This is a genomic window from Deltaproteobacteria bacterium (genome assembly GCA_005879535.1).
Lineage (GTDB): Bacteria > Myxococcota > Myxococcia > Myxococcales > 40CM-4-68-19 > 40CM-4-68-19.
In genome coordinates this window covers 1-14,989 of the sequence record VBKI01000068.1, presented here as the reverse complement: position 1 = coordinate 14,989, position 14,989 = coordinate 1, and the positions used below count along the sequence as shown (strand labels likewise).

Genomic DNA, 14,989 nt, shown 5'->3' with positions numbered 1-14,989 from the left:
ATTCTCGCTGCTAACGGTCAGGCGTCGACCTCGGGTCTTGCAGCAACGATGCAGCAAGCGGCGCCGGCGGAAGCAGGTTGATCGCCTCGCGCAGGTCCTCGACGACGACGTGGCTGTACGTGCCCATCGTCGTCTTCACGTCGCGATGGCGCAGTAGGCGCTGCACGCCGTGCGCATTCGACGCGCTCGCGCAGGACCAGCGTGGCCGTGCTGTGGCGCAGGTCGTGGAAGCGCAAAACGAGCGCTTCGGGGATCGGGATCGCGTCCGCTTGCCCGGAGCGCGGGGTTCTCTGCAGGGCGCTGGCTGGCACCATCCTCGAGATCGCTTCCGCTGCGAGACATTCTACCCGCGGGCATTCAAGCGCCATCCGAAGCTGCCAGCGGGCACGGCTGACGTCCTGCGTGTCCTGGCCGAGTACGCCCGCCGAGGCGAAGAGACCCTCTCGCGCCACGGCCTCACCGTAGCCGAGTAACTGATTACCCAGCTTGTCGCCCCCCGCGTTGAACAGGCGGGGGGCGGGGCAGAAGACAGATAAGCGAACTTCTGTCGCCTCGCCTCCTCCTGTCTCCTCGGCACCAGCCGAGCAGAGCGCGGCGGGAGGGCACTGCGCTTCGCCGCGCGGGGCGGCTCGCCACGCTTGACAAGCGCCGCCTCAAGCAGGCCACCGAGGTCGCCAGCATCGAGGCCGCCATCGACAAGGTGCTGGCCGACAACCCGACTGCATTGCCAAGTACGAGGGTGGGAAGACCGACATTGTTGGCTTCCTCGTCGGCCAGGTCATGAAGGCCACGGCCTCAAAGGCCAACCCGAAGGTCGGTGCCGAGCTGCTTACGAAGAAGCCTTCTTGAAAAGCGAAACGGCGGCTCGTCAACCGAAGTGAGGAGCCGCCGTCGTGAGTAACAAGCTCTTGTCTGACTACGGAGGAACGACGAAGCCGAAGTCGGTCGGGATGCTGGCTGCCGGCGTCTCGAATAACGTCTCGGTGCCATCCGGGTCGATAGTGTTGGCGCCGTCCGACTCGTAGAAACGGGCAATCTGTTCCTGCGCTTGGAGTGCAAGGCGCTGCACCGTAGGGCCGAACGTTTCTGAGTTGGTAGAAATCAAAAACGTATGCGGATCCCCCGTGAACTTCACTTTCTGGCCCGTGGGATCGGTGGGGGGCGGATCAAACAGGTCGTGACGGTACAGGGTCACACGGTCCTCCAACTTTCCGGCATGGACGGCTTCGGCGACGTTGGGATTGACGGTGGTTCGGTCACCGCGAGCCATCTGGATGAGGATGGGACGCGCCCGGCCGTTGATCGGCTTGGTCTTGAGGTACTCCATGAACGCGCCGGCCGCATTGTTCGCGTTGAGCCACTCCAGGCGCTCGAAGTAGTCTTGGATCTCCAGCGCGCCGGGAATGCTGCTCCGGCAAGTCGCTCCTGTCGAGGAGCGCAAAGAACAATTGACGATGGGCGTCAGACCACGCTCCGGCATGTTCTCGTTGTAGAACGGCGCCGTGACGAGAAGGCCCGGACCGTCGGAAAGTTGCGCCTGCGAGTCGTGAGCTCCGAGCTTGGTGATCAGGGGAGTGCCCGGCGGGTTGAGGAGAGAAGGGTGGTGTTCTTGCAACAGCAGACCGGCAACGGGTCCACGCCGCCCCGGCGAGTTCTGGAACACGATGAAGCCGCCGGGGCTGGAGAGCGCCGAGGCCTTGAACCTGGACTCGACAGCGGTGGCGAGTACGCCCAGGACGGCGCCCTTCGAGAGACCACCATAGTATACGTGTTCTGGATCGAGGTCCCGTGTGCCATCACCATCGACATCCATGCCCACTTCGATGGCGCGAATCAGCTGCGCGATGTCGGCGATGCCCTGCCGGTTCTGATCGCGGTCGAACAGGATGCGCGTGTCTCGGACGCCGGACGGGTCTCGGACGCCCCAGGCTCCTTCCGGCTGCGCGCTGTTGCCGTCGTAGAACCCGTCCGGCCCAGGGAAGGGCTGGCTGTCGGGATGGTTGAGGTCATAGGTGCGGCCCGCAAACGGGAAGATGAGCGACGTACCATCCGTCTGCGCGATGGTCACGGTGCTGTTTGGTCCGAAGCCATAGCCGACCTGGTTCCAGCTGAGAGTCGCGATGCAGTGCGAGGCAAAGACCGCCGCGACTCGCGATTGCGAGCCGTTCACTCCGTTCTCGTTGTTGGCGTGTCCCCAGATCACCACCGGCCACCCGCCCGGCGGCTTCCGCCGCTGGGGATTGCACTCGAGGTCTTCCGAGGGCAACATGAGCTCGAAGTAGAGATCCACCGTGCCGAGCTGGGTCGGTGAACCGGAGTAGGTCGGAAACGGGATCATGCTGGCGTCCGCTTGCAAATAATTCGGCGTCTGGATACGGCCGAAGGCCAGCGTCTTGATCGCACCTGGAATGACTCGCATCGTGTCGAGGAAGGCGGACTGGAAGACAGTATTCACGGACGCGGGCGGCAAGATCCGGTCGCGATGAAACGTAATCCCCGTCAGGTTGCCCGTCCGGGTGATCTTGCTGGGGTCGAATACCGCAGGATGCGTGTTCCCTTTGGAATCCTTGGCGATGTTGAAGTAAGCCGGCGACGGCGGCGGCGTCGCCGTTACGGCCGTACGAATCTTCTCGGCCGCTGCGGTCACGCTCAGCGTCGTGAAGACACTGGCGACCGCGATGTCGTTGCGCTTCACGCCGAAGAAGTGCGCCTGGCCGACCGCGCGCCGCAGCGCCGCCTGGTAAGCCGGATCGATCGGCGCGGCGTCCGCGTCATCGCCGATCGCCTTTTTGAACTCCTTCGGAGTCTCGATGGGCTGACCCGTCGTGTCTTTTACGCCGCGGGTCACGAATACAACATAGCGCGTGTGCTGCTCGAGCGTCTCCGCCGCCTCGACGTACAGTGTCTTCGTCGTAGGGTCTGTGTTCGTCGTAGGGTCCCAGACGCCCTGATCGATGCCGACCACCGCGCCTGCGTCCGGCCGTGGCAGGGTTTCTTGGTCGTCCGTTTCGACGCGCGCGCTCGGACAGCCGGGCACGCCGTCGATGATCGAGTCACCGAGGCTCACGAGGAAGATCGTGTCGCTGTTCACGGTGCTAAGATCGATCTCGCCGTCGAACGGGATGGCGATGCGCGGCCGGGTGTTGAAGCCGTCCAGCTCGTTGAGCAGCGTGACTTCCATGTGCGCCGAAGGCTCGGTCGTGGAGTCCGGCATCGGCAGGTTCACTTGTTCGCAGGTGTTCTGAGTCGGATCGGCTTTGGTGAACCGGTCCGATGGAAAGGGCCCGTCCGAAGGCGCGGCCAACCCGAACTTCGGATGGACGGCGTCTTTGTGAGGCGTGCCACCTTTGTCCGCGACTGCGGGCGACAGAGGCCACGCGGTTGCCATCGCAACGGAGAGCACCAGCGCTGAGTGATTGATTGACGTGCGATTCATCGGGTCCTCCTGCGGGGCCGCGTGCGGCGCCTAAATCACGAGTTGCTTGCACGGGATCGAGTTCGTATTCGTCAGCACCTAGAAGTTCGCCGTGGATCGACGTCTCGATGCCCCTTCTGTCTTCGTCCGGGCGGATCGTCACCTTTGCGGTGTAGGTCGCGAAGAGAGCAGTAAAGGCGCGCCCTTTCGTGTTCGCCCGAGTAGCCGATCTTCCCCCGACTCTCGCCCTAGGACTTGCACCCTAGGACGATACGCTGCGCTAGGGGAAGGGCGGACGAACGTCTGAACCAAGCGGTCCTGCTCACTCGCCAGGCTTCGAGCGGCACCTGCGCAGATAACCTGATTGCTCCAGTACGAGGCCGCGCAAAGACGCCTTGCATTGGATGTGGTCGCTGCGCCGTGGTGGGACCAGGGTGGCGAGGCGGCGCAGCAGTTGGGTGCGACTGGAGCAGCACCATCTAACGGCCATCGCCGAGGGTCGCTTCAACGGATTAGGCGACCCGGCCAGCACAACTCGGATGGCGCGCGCGTCATAGCCGATAGAATCCCGGTAGACCCGGCGCGGTCTCTGAACCCCCTGCCCGATCTCAGGCGCGCTACTCAGGGCTCGGGTTCGGCCAGCAAGCGACGCAGTCGGTCGACGAGCGCTGGGAGGTCCTCGCGTGCTGTCTTCTAGAGCGTCTCCTGCGTGACCCCAAAATATTCGTGGACCACGACGTTCCGCATGGCGCGCATCTCCGGCCATGGCAGGTCGGGATTGGCGGCGACCACGTCCTCTGGAATGTGGCGCGCAGCCTCACCGATGACGCCGAAGCAGAAGCTGACGGCATCCACGGTCTTCTCGTCCACGATGAAGGACGAGAGGTCCATGCCCACCGTGTACCGCTGCACGCGCTCCACCGCCGCCAGGATGTCCTCGATGCGGAGGCGCCAGTCCCTAGCTGGCACTGACCGACTCGGCAAGGATCCGCGCCCGCAGCTGGCGCTTGATGGCATCCTTCATGACCAGATCGACTGGTCGGCCGAGGATGGCTTCCAGCCTGCGCTGGACCCGGAAGAAATGGAAGAGCCCCACCGGCTTGTCGAACTCGATCAGGAGGTCCACATCACTGCCCGGACCCCGAGTCGCCGCGCGCGACGGAGCCGAAGAGATCAAGCGATCGCACCCCGAACCGTTCGAGCTCTCCTCGATGCTCCGAGAGCCGTCGCAGGGCTTCCTCGCGCGTCATGACTCGATCATAGGGCAGCCGCCGAATGAGGCCAGCCGAGGTACGCTACGCACAAAAGCCCCTTCAACCTGCTGAAGTAGCCCGCCGGAGACGCTCGACGAAGGCAGCCAGGTCGTCCGGCGCGATCCGGATAGCGCCCAGGACGCGTACGTGTGGCAGCTCGCGCGCCGCGCAGAGCTTGTAGACCGTCGCGGTTGATACGCGCAGTTGCGCAGCAACGTCACGGACGCTCAGAAAACCTTGCAGCACCGGTCCAGCACCGGACCTGCAAAACCTTGTGCCAAAAGATACTGAATGCAATTCACCGGATCTAGAAGCACCAATACGTGCCACGGCTTGTGAATGCCTACATGCGCCTACAAACCGACCGATTCGCTTTCCCAAGCTGAGGGTGGCGGGTTCGACTCCCGTTTCCCGCTCCAATCCAACTCCCTGATTCTCCTCGTTCCCGATCGTCGAATTCTGCACGCGAGCAGGCATCGACCTCGGGGTCTTCGAGCAAGGATGCAGCAAACGGCGACGGCGGAAGCAGGTTGATCGCGTCGCGCAGGTCCTCGACGACGAGGTGCCCGTACGTTCCCGTGGTCGTCTTCACGTCCCGATGCCGCAGCAGGCGCTGCACGCGGTGCGGATCGACGCGTTCGCGCAGGAGCAGCGTGGCCGCGGTGTGGCGCCGGTCGTGGAAGCGCATCGGCCGCACCTTCGCGGTGGGCCAGAGCTTCATCCCGCAGCGAGGGCAAGGGCGGAGGTCCCCATCGGCTTGGCGCTCGCTGTGAGGCTCTCCTCGGCGTTTGCAGCGGCGGCAGGTGTGGACCCAGTAGTCGACGAGGCCGGCGCGCGCGAGTGCGTGCACAATTGTCTCCGGGTCAGCTTCTTGGGAGCGCATTCGTCCGTCAGGGCCGGTGCCGCTTCGCCAAGGGGCCCGACGCACGGACAGGTACCTCAACTGATCTATCGGCTTGCTCTCGCCTGAGTCGAGCGTAAATGGAACGCCGGGATTTCGGCGACAAGAGCGCGTACTCCGCTGATTCCCCCATCAATGAAAACTGGCCCAGCCGGTTCGCGGCTGAGCCAGTTTGTACATCGAATTGCGGCCTGACTTATGCCGACGATCGATTAATCGTCGGAGTCGTCGAAAAGGTCCCGGTGTTTACCTTTGAAGTTCTCGGTGAAACGCAGCACCTGAAAGCCGTGGCCATCACTGACGGTCCAGAGCTCCAGCTTGTTTCCGTTGCCGTTCCCCTTGCCCTGGCCATTGCCGTTCCGCTTGACCCAGCGTACCCAATGCGCAATCTTATCCACGGTTCGATCGGAGCCCGGCGCCCAGCTCCCTGATGCGGGAAGGACCCTTGTCCGCACAGCCCCTGCCTTCCAGTACGCAATCTCCTTGGGATGGGAAAGATCGCGAATGTCGAAAACGCGCAGTTGTGCATTCTGAAAACTGCAAGCGAGCATCTTCGCATTTTTGGGATTGTCAGCGACACATGTTTCTTCGCTGTAGTTGGTCGTCCCTGAGATGGCCGGCAAGTTCGTCCCGGGCGCGGTTCCGGGCGGATCCGGCGGCGTCTCAGCGAGTAGCGCTGAGCAATTCGCGGGGTCGTTCACTTCCAGCCTGAGTTTGGCGATGATCTTAGGGTTCGTCTCGTCACCGACGTCAATGATATTGGGATAACCGAACGCGGAGGCCCCCCGGGCACACGCGGCCGCCCAACCGCCCGCGCCGCCCGCGCCGCCGGACTCGTCCGTGCTGATGAGGTACGGGCGCCCCCTGATCTTGACGGGGATCATGGCCTCGGCTCCCCCCTGGTCCGGCCAGAAGAGCGTGCTGACAATCCGGATCTGCGGATTGGGGCGACGGAACTGATAGTCGCTGACGTCCTCGATCACCAGCCCGTCCCTGAAGGGGGTGAAGGGGAAATTGCCGGACTGCCCCGCGTACACCCGCGTCCCTTCGTGGACACCGGGCTCGAAGCCCTCCGGGTTGAGCTCTAGCCCGTGGGGCTTGCCATCGCCCAGGAAGTTCCAGGGGGGAAGCTCCTGCGGATGCGATGGGTCGGAGAGGTCCACGATGTGCAGGGTGCGGTTGGTGGCTCCGCCCTGGGTGAGGTAGTACGTCCGGCCGTCCGGGGCGAAGGCGCCCATGTGGCCCTGGCTGCCCGGGAGCTGGATGTGGGCCAGCAGGACCGGGTGGCGGCAGTCGGCGGAAATGTCATAAACAGCAAAGTCCGGCCCATTATTTTGGGCGGCCACGAGGAGGCCACTTCGATCATTGGTCTGCACCGTCTCGTGCGGGGCAAGCGCCGCGGGGGTATCGGTCAAGTGCGCGCTCACCCGCGGATGCTGGGGGTCGGAGGCATCGATCACCTTGACGCCTTGGAGAGTGGCAGCACGGTCCGTTCCATAGTAGGCGCAGTCACCGCTGTACGCCGGTCCATCCTGGGAAAATGCTCCTTCAAACTCAGCTTGGGGCTCCTGGCCCACGAGTTCCAGATTGCAGTTGTAGGCGCGCTCGGAATCGCCGCTGAAACGTTCTTCCACCGTTGTCTCGCCTTGTAATCCGCTTTCCGTATGATCCCCAGGACCACAATTGGCTTTGGACACCGATCCCGGAAACGAGTCGGCGAATGCGATAGAAGTGCTGACCAACGGACCCAGCACGCCAACGGTTGCAACTGCAAGTGCCCTCAATAGCTTGTGCTTGTTCATCGCTCCTCCAACCATCCAGGCGTTTTGCCCGCAAGCGTCGCGCATATCCGTAGCGTGTTGCTCCTACGGGCTACACGCCTTCCCAGTGCAACTTGACGTAGAAGGAGATCAAGCGGGAAGCACAGATAAGCGAAGTTCTGTCAGCTCGCCCTCCTCTTCCTTCATCGCGATCAGCCTTGCAGAGCGCGACGGCAGCGGACTACACCCAGCCGCACACGAAAGTACAGCCGTTCGGTCGTCTCGGGCGGGCGTGCGGCGAAAAGCAAGTCGCAGGAGAAGGCGACCAGCAGCTCGTCGCCGCAGGAGCTGCAGCGGACGCGAGCAAAGCCGTTGGCGAGGATGCCGCAAGCGAGGTAACGCTCGAACTCCGCGACGACGAAGCCGGGCAGTCCCGCGCCGTCGCCTCGTTGTTCCATCTCGGCAAGGAATTTCTTCAGATCAGCGCGGACCGTCTGATGAAGCAGAGTCAGGTCGGGCTCGCGGCGGCGATATGCTGAGTTCGCCGCAACGCCCGACGATGGCACACCTCTGCATGCCCGCCGCCGCCGCGACCCATCTGGCGGCGTCATGATCACGAACCGGGCCAAACGGAATGTCTCAGCGGCCCCTCGGAGCAGAGCCCCCACGAAGCACGGGGGCCTCATTTTTGGCGCAACCGCCGATTTTGAGACCGGCTAGAACGCGCTCCCGATGGCCTGAAGTGTCACCGTGCATTCACCGACGTCTCCAGCGACAGATACAGCACCTCGCCGCCGTGTACGCGGACGAGAAGTGAAGCGAGTCCCGAGAACCTGGAGTCGAGCCTCACCACCGTCGCGCCCGCCAGCGAGGTTCAATAGTCGTCGACGTGCTCGCGAATGATCACCTTCAGCATCTTCTGGTAAGCGAAAGAACTTTCAATCTCTACTCAAGGTAGCCGATCGGTTGAAGTTTCGCAGCCGAGTGGTCCATCGCTGGGCTCATGCGCGAGCTGACCGAGCGAAAGACTCACGGAGAGCTGGAGCTGTATCGCGAACTGTCCTGAAGCATCCTGTGGGATTGGTGCGCCGCACAGGCGTTTCCGGCGCCGACGTGGGGCGCGGCACGTGGGTCGCGCTCTTGCGCGCAGGCCGGCAGGTTTCAGTACTCGTCGACGTGCTCGCGGGCGATGAGCTTGAGCATCGTCTGGTAGCCGAGGCCGCGCTTGGCGCCTTTTTCGCGAAGCTTGTCGACGAGCTCCTGCTCGAGCACGATCGACCGAGAAGTTGATGGGCAGTTCTCTATCGGCGCTGATCAGTGCGCAGGAGGTGCTGAATCGGTTCCGTGTTCCGCGCGAAGCCATTCCCGAGCTGCCAGCGAGCGCGCCCGACCCAATCACTTCTGGTCCGTTGATCGACGAGCCACCTTGGGAAGCTCGAACCAGAAGCAGCTCCCTTCGCCGGGTGTGGACTCGACGCCCGCGCGGCCACCATGGGTCTGCGCGATCCGCTTCACCGTTGCGAGCCCCAGCCCGATGCCCGGCTTGCCGCCGGTAGCGCCACGAACGTAAGGCTCGAACAGAGTCGGCAGAAGCTCGCGGGGAATGCCCGGACCAGTATCCGCCACCTCGACACGGGCCAGTTGCCCAACATCGCGCACGCGCACGGTGATTCTTCGCTCGTGCCCGTCCTCGCCCATGTACTTGATGGCGTTGTTCAACAAGTTTGCCATCAGGCTGGTGAGGACGCCGGCACTACACGCCACTGCACAAGAAGGTACCGGCTCCACCGCCAGATCGATTTGCTTTTCGCGGGCGGCCATACCGAGTGCGTCAGCCAAGTCGTCGAGGACGGGTTTCAGCTCAACGCTTACGCCAGGTGCGGGCCGGGCGCCGGCGCGAGCGAAATCGAGCAATCCATTCACGATGAGCTGCACGCGCTGCAGGCTCTTCATCCCACGCTGAGCGGCGGCCCTCGACCGCTCATCGGCACCCGCCGCTGCTCCGGCGATTCCCAGCGCCATCGATGCCGTGGCCAGAGGGCTCAAGATGTCGTGCGCCACCCGTCCCGAGAACTGTTCTAGTTCGTCGGCGCGGTCGCGCAAGAGCGAACCGTAAGCCTCGAGAAGACCGGTATATTGGCGCACGCCACGCAAGAGAAGCAGGCTGGCGGCTAACGCGAGCGCGGCGGCGAGGCCGTCCAGTAGGTATCCGGTGATCAGGGATCGGCGGCGGAGCATTCTGATGTGGATGGCCAGTCGCCGTGCCTGCGCTGCGTTGAATTCAATCGATCCCGCGATCGCTGCGCTGGCAAGATCGACCGTCTGGGGCAATTGGACTCTTGCGGAGTTTTCGCCGGCCAAGATGCCGGAGACCACCTGCTCCAATTTCTCCAGCACGGTGCTCACCGCGTCCCAGCGCTCGCGCTCGCCCGGGAAAGTGGGCAACGCCAGGTACTCGGCAATGTCATCGTGAAAGGCGCCGCGTGAGCGGCCGATGGCGGCGAGGTTCCCGTCGATTCGCGCGCGTGCCAGCAGCGCTTCGAGATGACGGAGCTCGGCGCGCGCAGCGGAGAGACGCTCGACACTCGGTACCGCGTTGTAGGCAATGTCGTCGGCGTCCCGATCGACGTCACGCTGCACGGCTTGTGAATATGCAGTGACGCCCATGAAACAGGCGGCTATTCCGACGGCCACCACGATGAAACGCCTTGCGGTCGGCGCGCCAACCGCAGGCGGCACCGGCTCGCTACCGCCCATCGGTCCTGGATCTAAGGAAAGTATGGGCCGCCGGCAAGAGACCGACGGAGCAGGAGACGCTGCGAGGGCGTCACACCAGCGTTAGCTGCGCGTTTTTGTATTCGTCGACGTTCTCTCGGACGAACTTTACGTGCCAATTCGCAAGTGCCCAGTCCTCTGGTGCCGGCGGCTGAAGCGGATCTCCACGTCGTAGCCGATCATCTGGGCGTATTGCAGGAGCCGCTCTGTCGAGAACTGATCGAGGCGGCCACGGATGATGGCGGACACTTTCGCCTGGTCCGTTCCGAGGCGCTCGGCCGCTTCCGTCTGAGTGAGTTCCTCTTCCTCGATCGCAGCGGCGATTTTGGCGGCGAGCTTGGCCTTGGCGAGGGCGTGCTCCGGCTCGGGTACGCCCATGTCGGCGAAGACGTTCCCGCTGCCCTCGGTGATGGTGCTCTGCTTCTTTCCGGTCCTGGTCTTCACGACTTCCCCTTTGCCTTGGTTCGCCGTTCGTGGTCCTGCTTCGCCAACTTGAGCCGCGACTTGATCAGGTCGATGTCAGCCTTCGGTGTCGCCTTGCCCGACTTCGACTTCTACTGAAAGACGTGAAGCACGTACACTAGGCCGCCGAGCTGGACTTTGTAGACCGCCCGGTAAGTGTTCCTGTTGAAGTCCTCGACCGCCTCGAGAACACCGCGCCCGATTCCGGTGAGCGGCTTGGCGTCGGGATGCTTGCGGCCGATTTGAGCGAGGTAGAGCGCATGGCCGAACACGAGCTTCACCTCCGTGGGGAGCTCGGATACGTCATCCTTGCTGCTCCCGATCCAGACGATGGGCTTCAGCGTCGGTTCGCTCTCGGTCGAGCTTACCTAGCTAAATATGCCAATACTGGCTTAGATTGTCAAGTCCCTCACGCGCGATGTACGCCGCGACGTCCGCCGGGGCTATCCGAATCGCGCCGAGCACGCGTATGCAGGGCAGTTGGCGCGTCGTGCAGAGCTTGTACACGGTCGTCGTCGACACGCCGAGTTGCTTGGCGACCTCGCGGACTGTGATCAAACCTTGCAGCACGGGTGAAGCAAACAGGCTGCAAAACCCGAAGGCGCCGATTGGCGGCTGCCTCCGGCGGACAGCAGCGCCGCGGCGAGGACGATCACCCGATGTTCTCCCCTGATTCGCGCCGGCATGGGCAACGCGCCTGGCGTAATCCAGCCCAGCGAATCGGGCCGGTCGTTCCATCCTGACTTATCTGCCCTTAGGTCCTGGACGCACGTGGCGTGTTAACAATCGTCGCTTCGGAGGTGCGTTTCGCCCGCCGCCAGGTCCTGGACGCACGCGGCGTGATACAAGGTCATCGTCGCTTCGGAGGTGCGTTTGGCCCGCCGCCTGCTCGCGCTCGCGCTGGTGCTCGCGTCGGGAGCACCCCCCGCACGCGCCGAGGAAGTGCGCGAGCTGCGCATCGTCAAGCAGCCCGGCCTTGCCTACCTGCCGCTCATTGTGATGCGCGAGCTGCGCCTCATCGAGAAGCGCGCGCCGGGCGTGAGGGTGGAGTGGCGGCAGCTAACCTCGGGCCCCGTCATCCGCGACGCCATGATCGCCGGGCAGATCGACGTCGGGTCGGGAGGTTTCCCGCCGTTCGCGCTCGCCATCGACAAGGGGCTCGACTGGAAGGCAGTGGGCGCACTTAACGAGATGCCGCTCTACTTGAACTGCGCCCGGGCCGGGATCCGGTCGCTGAAGGACCTGAAGCCGGACGATCGCATCGCGCTGCCCGCGATCGGCTCGGTCCAGCACATCATCCTGCAGATGGCAGCGGAGAAGGAGCTCGGCGACGCGCGGAAGCTCGACCGGCAGGTCGTCTCGATGTCGCAGGAGGACGCGACCGCGGCGCTGCTCTCCCGCCGCGAGATAACCTGCCACCTCTCGGGCCCGCCCTACCAGTACGAGCAATTGCGCCGCCCAGGGATCGCGAAGGTGTTCGACAGCTACCAGCCGATGGGCGGGCCCCACAACTTCAACTTCGTCTGGACCAGCGAGCAGTGGGCCAGGGCGAACCCCAAGCTGCTCGCCGCCTTCGTCGCGGCGATGCGCGAGGCGATGGAGCTCATCGCACGCGACCCCGCGGAGGCGTCGCGGATCTACGTCAAGAGCGAGAAGTCGAGCTCGACCGCCGAGCAGATCGCGGAGATCGTCCGGCAGCCCGGCATCCGCTACACCATGACGCCGAACGGCGTGTCGCGGTTCGTCTCCTTCATGGTGAAGATCGGGGCCCTGAAGTCGGCCCGGCCGTCCTGGCGCGACTACGCGCTGCCGCACCTGCACGAGCTGCCGGGCAGCTGAACGCGATGGCCGCCGATCTGCTGCGGGTCGTCGACGTCGCCCTCGCCTACGAGAGGCACGAGGGTTCCTTCACCGCCGTGGACGGCGTCTCGCTGGTAGTGCGCGAAGGCGAACGCTTCGTCCTCTTTGGACCGTCCGGATGCGGGAAGTCCACCTTGCTGCAGGCGATGGCGGGATTCCTCCGGCCCTCGCGAGGCTCGATCGAGCTCGACGGGAAACCGGTGCTCGCCCCCGGACCCGACCGCGTCGTCGTGTTCCAGGAATTCGACCAATTGCTCCCCTGGCGCACGGTGCTCGGCAACGTCGCATATCCGCTGCGCGTCGCCCGCGGCATGGCCGCCGCGCAGGCCAAGGCGGAAGCGCTGCGTTACGTCGAGCTGGTCGGCCTCGCCGGGTTCGCGCAAGCTCACCCGCACCAGCTTTCCGGCGGGATGAAGCAGCGCGTGGCCATCGCCCGCGCGCTCGCGCTATCTCCACGCATCCTGCTCATGGACGAGCCGTTCGCGAGCCTGGATGCGATCACGCGCCGCAAGCTGCAGGACGATCTGCTCGCGGTGCTGCGCGCGGCGCGGACGACGCTGCTCTTCGTGACCCACTCAGGTCCGCGGCATGGTCGACAACCCTGCCGCCGGATCGCGGCACACGGCCTCGGCCGTGCAAGTGCAGCGCGCCGTCGACGAGCTGCTCGCCGGATGAGCCCGCGCGCGCGATGGACGCTCGCGAAGGTGGCGGTCGTCGCCGCCCTGCTCGCCATCTGGGAGCTGGCGACGCGCGCGTTCCACGTGAGTCCGTTGCTGTTCCCTCCCGCGTCCACCGTGCTGCGCGCGTTCGCGCGCTCGGTCGAGAACGGCCAGGTGCCGGGATATGCGGCGCAGTCGCTCCAGGTGCTGCTGGCCGGGATGGGCATCGCAGCCGTCCTCACGCTCGCGCTCACCGGCGTCGCCGTGACGACGCGGACCGGCTCTGCGGTCCTCGAGACGCTCACCTCGATGTTCAATCCCCTGCCGGCGATCGCCTTGATGCCGCTGTCGCTCCTCTGGTTCGGGCTCGGGACCGGTTCCTTGATTTTCGTGGTCGTGCACTCGGTGCTGTGGCCGATGTCGCTCAACACGTACACGGGATTCGTGACCGTGGCGCCCACACTGCGCAAGGTGGGGCAGAACCTCGGACTTCGCGGATGGCACTTCGTCGCCGGCATCCTGCTTCCCGCAGCCTTCCCGCACATCCTCACGGGCGTGAAGATCGGCTGGGCGTTCTCCTGGCGCACCGTCATCGCGGCGGAGATGGTCTTCGGGGTCGCGGGGAGCCAGGGGGGGCTGGGCTGGTTCATCTACCAGAACCGATTCGAGATGAACACGGAACTTGTATTCGCGGGACTCGTGACCGTGATCGTGATCGGCCTTCTCGTCGAGAACCTGCTGTTCCGCTGGCTCGAGCGCGCCACGGTCGTGCGCTGGGGGATGTCGGCGCCGCAGCGCTGACGGCTACCGTCGCGGCTCCGCCCCGTCCAGCATCCGGATGTTGCGGTGAGTTTCGGTTGCCATCGCGGTTCAGCCGACATGCACGGAATGCGCAAGAGTGCCGCTGCTACTCGGCGCGCGCCTGCGGCGGGCAATGTTCGTGCAGGAAAGCGGCTCCTCGTCGAATCTTCATTGCCGAAGACAAGGTCTCGAAGTCGGGGAACAACTTCATTGCCTCGGAGAAAACGGGCTCGCTCTTCGGAAAGTGAGCTGGGTGCGCGGCGATGTACCAGAGTTGGAAGGCCTGCATGCAGCAGGTCGTTGCTTGAAGCTCACCGCACTGGAGGACGGCGACGAACATCAGGTGCTCGCTGTCGATCTCCTCGAAGTGAAGCGTTTTGTCGGGATCTCGATCAGCGTGCTTGAAGAAGTTCCATGCTCTGTTCAGGACGCGCTTCACCTCCCGCGCCGAGAGCTTTGAATCGTCGCCGAGATGAGCGCGCCAGGAGTTACCGCCGTGTTCGGCGAGGTCCGAAAAAATATTCAGCGATGCGGCCGCAAGCGAGTGAACCGCCACTTCGTCAGCTCCCTCGAAAAACGACCTGATTGCGGTGTCAAGCAGGCGCGATGCCGCCTCAAGCTTTGAAATCTCCATAGCGTACGCGCCGTGGCACTCAGTACTCGTCCACGTGCTCGCGCGCGATGAGCTTGAGCATCGTCTGGTAGCCAAGGCCGCGCTTGGCGCCTTTTTCGCGCAGCTTGTCGACCAGGTCCTGCTCGAGCACGATCGAAGTCGGCAAGGTCTTGCGGATCGCCCGGAGGCCGCCAGCGGCCCGGATGTCGTCTCCGAGATCCCGACTCTCGAATTCCTCGATCTGCCGGTCGCGCTTAGCGGCCTTCTTCGGAACCACTTTCGAGTTTCGCTTCCTCATGAGCCTCCCTTCGTTTCGCCGCATTTGGCGGCAGCTGCTGGGCCGAAGCTTGCTGCCACGTCGCGTGAAGATGAGCGCCAACCGACGTCCCTTGTTGGTTTCCCCGAGCAGCAGCCACCGCGGCTCGTCGTGAGCGGGTTCGACGATACGGTCCGCGAGGAAGACGGTGCACCGGAGCAGCGATTCGACCTC

Annotated in this window: 14 protein-coding genes and 2 pseudogenes; 4 read left to right on the top strand and 12 right to left on the bottom strand. The window is 64.3% G+C overall.

Features of this window, described 5'->3' with window-relative positions:
- Nucleotides 1-723 precede the first annotated feature (723 nt).
- A complete protein-coding gene (locus tag E6J58_14485) occupies nucleotides 724-849 on the top strand; it encodes a hypothetical protein (protein TMB36206.1) in 126 nt (41 codons plus the stop codon).
- 67 nt (nucleotides 850-916) lie between these two features.
- Here E6J58_14485 and E6J58_14480 read toward each other — a convergent pair whose 3' ends face one another.
- The 6 genes and pseudogenes from E6J58_14480 to E6J58_14455 all read right to left on the bottom strand — a co-directional run bounded on the left by E6J58_14480 (nucleotide 917) and on the right by E6J58_14455 (nucleotide 7,416).
- A complete protein-coding gene (locus E6J58_14480; GenBank protein TMB36106.1) occupies nucleotides 917-3,436 on the bottom strand; it encodes a hypothetical protein in 2,520 nt (839 codons plus the stop codon).
- 672 nt (nucleotides 3,437-4,108) lie between these two features.
- Nucleotides 4,109-4,432 (bottom strand): DUF86 domain-containing protein, encoded by a 324-nt coding sequence (locus E6J58_14475; GenBank protein TMB36105.1) that lies wholly within the window; start codon nucleotides 4,430-4,432, stop codon nucleotides 4,109-4,111.
- A pseudogene (locus E6J58_14470) lies at nucleotides 4,374-4,665 on the bottom strand (nucleotidyltransferase family protein). The gene E6J58_14475 and the pseudogene E6J58_14470 overlap by 59 nt, the downstream one beginning before the upstream one ends.
- A 63-nt stretch (nucleotides 4,666-4,728) precedes the next feature.
- Nucleotides 4,729-5,145 (bottom strand): helix-turn-helix domain-containing protein, encoded by a 417-nt coding sequence (locus tag E6J58_14465; protein TMB36104.1) that lies wholly within the window; start codon nucleotides 5,143-5,145, stop codon nucleotides 4,729-4,731.
- Nucleotides 5,012-5,551, bottom strand: a complete 540-nt coding sequence (locus tag E6J58_14460) for a hypothetical protein (GenBank protein ID TMB36103.1) — start codon at nucleotides 5,549-5,551, stop codon at nucleotides 5,012-5,014. Before E6J58_14460 ends, E6J58_14465 begins: the two co-directional genes overlap by 134 nt.
- Before the next feature lie 230 nt (nucleotides 5,552-5,781).
- Entirely contained in the window at nucleotides 5,782-7,416 is a 1,635-nt protein-coding gene (locus tag E6J58_14455) for a hypothetical protein (GenBank protein TMB36102.1), read from the bottom strand.
- Nucleotides 7,417-7,547: 131 nt separating this feature from the next.
- Here E6J58_14455 and E6J58_14450 point away from each other — a divergent pair, with 131 nt between their 5' ends.
- Entirely contained in the window at nucleotides 7,548-7,868 is a 321-nt protein-coding gene (locus E6J58_14450; GenBank protein TMB36101.1) for a hypothetical protein, read from the top strand.
- An 856-nt stretch (nucleotides 7,869-8,724) separates the two neighbouring features.
- Here E6J58_14450 and E6J58_14445 read toward each other — a convergent pair.
- From E6J58_14445 to E6J58_14430, 4 genes and pseudogenes are all read right to left on the bottom strand, one after another.
- Nucleotides 8,725-10,086 (bottom strand): sensor histidine kinase, encoded by a 1,362-nt coding sequence (locus E6J58_14445; protein ID TMB36100.1) that lies wholly within the window; start codon nucleotides 10,084-10,086, stop codon nucleotides 8,725-8,727.
- A 126-nt stretch (nucleotides 10,087-10,212) separates the two neighbouring features.
- Nucleotides 10,213-10,482, bottom strand: coding sequence for a helix-turn-helix domain-containing protein (locus E6J58_14440; GenBank protein ID TMB36205.1), 270 nt, complete (start codon nucleotides 10,480-10,482; stop codon nucleotides 10,213-10,215).
- A gap of 62 nt (nucleotides 10,483-10,544) precedes the next feature.
- Nucleotides 10,545-10,847: pseudogene (locus E6J58_14435) on the bottom strand (addiction module toxin RelE).
- A gap of 91 nt (nucleotides 10,848-10,938) precedes the next feature.
- The gene (locus E6J58_14430) at nucleotides 10,939-11,304 is read right to left on the bottom strand and encodes a helix-turn-helix domain-containing protein (protein ID TMB36099.1); all 366 of its coding nucleotides are present in this window, start codon (nucleotides 11,302-11,304) and stop codon (nucleotides 10,939-10,941) included.
- Nucleotides 11,305-11,418: 114 nt separating this feature from the next.
- On the opposite strand from E6J58_14430, the gene E6J58_14425 reads away from it, so the two are divergent.
- Together E6J58_14425 and E6J58_14420 are read left to right on the top strand one after the other, a co-directional pair.
- On the top strand, nucleotides 11,419-12,405 hold the full coding sequence (locus E6J58_14425; GenBank protein TMB36098.1) for an ABC transporter substrate-binding protein: 987 nt from the start codon (nucleotides 11,419-11,421) through the stop codon (nucleotides 12,403-12,405).
- A 5-nt stretch (nucleotides 12,406-12,410) separates the two neighbouring features.
- On the top strand, nucleotides 12,411-13,886 hold the full coding sequence (locus tag E6J58_14420; GenBank protein TMB36097.1) for an ATP-binding cassette domain-containing protein: 1,476 nt from the start codon (nucleotides 12,411-12,413) through the stop codon (nucleotides 13,884-13,886).
- Nucleotides 13,887-13,992: 106 nt separating this feature from the next.
- Here the strand turns inward: E6J58_14420 and E6J58_14415 are convergent, their stop codons facing one another.
- Both E6J58_14415 and E6J58_14410 read right to left on the bottom strand, forming a co-directional pair.
- A complete protein-coding gene (locus E6J58_14415; protein ID TMB36096.1) occupies nucleotides 13,993-14,520 on the bottom strand; it encodes a hypothetical protein in 528 nt (175 codons plus the stop codon).
- 19 nt (nucleotides 14,521-14,539) lie between these two features.
- A partial coding sequence (locus E6J58_14410; protein TMB36095.1) for a BrnT family toxin occupies nucleotides 14,540-14,989 on the bottom strand: 450 nt, incomplete at its 5' end.